The organism is Streptomyces sp. SID14436, from assembly GCF_010548465.1.
Taxonomy (GTDB): domain Bacteria; phylum Actinomycetota; class Actinomycetes; order Streptomycetales; family Streptomycetaceae; genus Streptomyces.
Genome location: NZ_JAAGMD010000107.1, coordinates 1 through 2,337, shown reverse-complemented (window position 1 = coordinate 2,337; position 2,337 = coordinate 1). Strand labels below are relative to the sequence as shown.

Genomic DNA, 2,337 nt, shown 5'->3' with positions numbered 1-2,337 from the left:
CGGCGACGGCCAGGCCGGTGCGGGCGACGGCGCGGGTCAGGGCGCCCGCGAGGAGGGTCTGACCGAGACCCACTGACGTGCCCCGGACGCGCACCCCCCTCGGCGCGTACCGCGGCACCACACGTCCGGCCCCGCTCCCACGGGCGGGGCCGGACGCGCACCGCGTGGGCGATGCCCCGGCGGCGCCTACGCCCGGATCAGCAGCAGGGCGATGTCGTCCAGGCGGTGCTCGGCGGCCGCACGGGGCCGGACCAGGGCGTCGGCCAGCTCGTCCAGGGGCAGGTCGCCGAGCTCGGTCAGCCGGCGGCCCAGCGCGGCGAGGGCCTCCTCGAAGTCGGTGCCCGGCGACTCGACCAGACCGTCGGTGTAGAGGACCAGCAGCGAACCGGGGGAGAGGCCGACCTCGGTCGCCGGATACACCGCCCCGCCGTCGATGCCCAGCAGCGGCCCGCCGGCCAGGTCCAGCACCCGCACCCGGCCGTCCGGCCTGCGCAGCAGCGGCGGCGGGTGCCCCGCGCGCGACATCACCGCCCGCCCGCGCACGGGATCGAGCCGCAGGTACAGGCAGCTCGCGAACAGGTCGGCGCCCAGGTCCAGCAACAGCCGGTTGGTGCTCCGCATGACCTCCTCGGGCGCCTGCCCGACCGTGGTGTACGCCCGGACGGCGGTCCGCACCTGCCCCATCAGCCCGGCCGCCGTGACGTTGTGCCCCTGCACGTCGCCGATCACCGCCGCCGCCGCGCCGCCCGTCCCCACCAGGTCGTAGAAGTCGCCGCCGACCTCCATGCCCCGGGTGGCCGGCAGATACCGCGCGGCGGACTCCAGGCCCGGCACCGACGGCAGGGTGTGCGGCAGCAGCGCCTCCTGGAGCCCGTGCGCGAGCCGCTGCTTGGCGTCGAACAGCAGCGCCCGGTCCAGGGCCTGGGCGATCAGCCCGGCGAGGCAGATCAGCACCGCCCGTTCCTCGGTCGCGAAACGGTGCGGTTCGGCGTAGGCGAGGACACACGTGCCCACCGGGCGGCCCGAGGCGATCAGGGGCAGATAGGCCCACGACGCGAACGTCGACGGGTTCACGATCAGCACCGGATACAGCCGCTCCAGCTCCTCGCGGGACTCGAAGAAGGCGGGCACACCGGTGCGCAGCACCTGGCTGCCCGGCGTCGGCTCGGACAGCGGCATGCCGTCGAACCGCTCCACGACCGGCGGGTCCCGGTACCCGCGGTGCCCCAGCACGAGCAGGCGCCCCGCCCGTGCCCCGAGCATCACCAGGCCCTGGCTGCCCACCGCCGGCGCGATCTCGTCGGCGACCAGCTGCACCACGTCCTGCACGCCCGCCGCCTCGGTCAGCGCCCCGGCCAGGCTCAGCACCTGCGAGATGTCCACCAGCCGGGCCGGGGCGTCACCCGGCGGCGGCGCGGGCCGGTTCGGCCCCCGCACCGCCCCCGCGCGGCTGATCCGGACACTGAGCCCGGTCGTACTCGGATGCAGCCGGAACGACAGCCACTGGTGGGGCGGACGCAGCGCCACGAACGACGTGGCGTGCTGGCTGAGCAGCGCGGCCCGGTAGCGGTCCTCGTGGACCGGGTCGTTCAGCCACGGCACGGACGCCCACAACTGCGACCCCACGAGCCGGTCGGCGGGCACGCCCAGCAGATCGGCCGCGGCGGCGTTGGCGAACCCGACCCGCCCGTGCAGGTCGAGCGAGCACAGGCCGTACGGCAGCCGCGACACCATCCGCACGGCCTCCACCGAGCCGAGTGTGCCGGACAGCTGGCCCAGCAGCGGGGCGGCCGACAGGTCCGGTTCCGGCGGCAGCGGCAGACTCTGCTCGGCGGCCCGCTCCAGCCGCACCGCGAGCCGGTCGCAGGCGGCCGTCAGGTGTTCCCGCTCCCCGTCGGACAGCTCCGGCGGGTGCGCCCCGGGCCAGGTCACGTAGACCGCCCCGTACGCCCGGGTCTCGGTCGCGATCGGCAGCGCCGCCAGGGAGAAGGGGTACGGCAGCACCATGGCGATCCGGGGATAGCGGTGCGCCATCTCCTCCTCGCCGCCGACCCACACCAGCCGCCGCTCGCGCACCGCCTCGGACACCGGCAGGGGAGCGCTCAGCCCGATCCGCTCCCAGGGCGCCGCGAACGCGCGCGGCAGCCCCGCCGTCACGGCCATCTCCAGTACCGGCTGGTCCGGCGCCAGCAGGTACACCGCCCCGGAGTGCGCGTGCACCTCGTCCATCAGGGAGGCCAGGGTCAGCGACAGCATCGGCCGCCCGACGGGGCCCGGTGTCCCGGCGGGTGCCCGGACGCCGGGCGGGGTCCCGGCCTCCGGTGCCCGTGCCCCGCG

Annotated in this window: 1 protein-coding gene; it reads right to left on the bottom strand. The window is 76.4% G+C overall.

The window, feature by feature from the left end; translation table 11 throughout:
- Nucleotides 1-186 precede the first annotated feature (186 nt).
- Nucleotides 187-2,256, bottom strand: coding sequence for a SpoIIE family protein phosphatase (locus tag G3I53_RS04140; protein ID WP_164438022.1), 2,070 nt, complete (start codon nt 2,254-2,256; stop codon nt 187-189).
- Nucleotides 2,257-2,337: the final 81 nt, after the last annotated feature.

Bases quoted from the DNA above. Each gene is read 5' to 3' on its own strand.
- G3I53_RS04140 (WP_164438022.1), bottom strand. From the start codon at position 2,256: ATGCTGTCGCTGACCCTGGCCTCCCTGATGGACGAGGTGCACGCGCAC.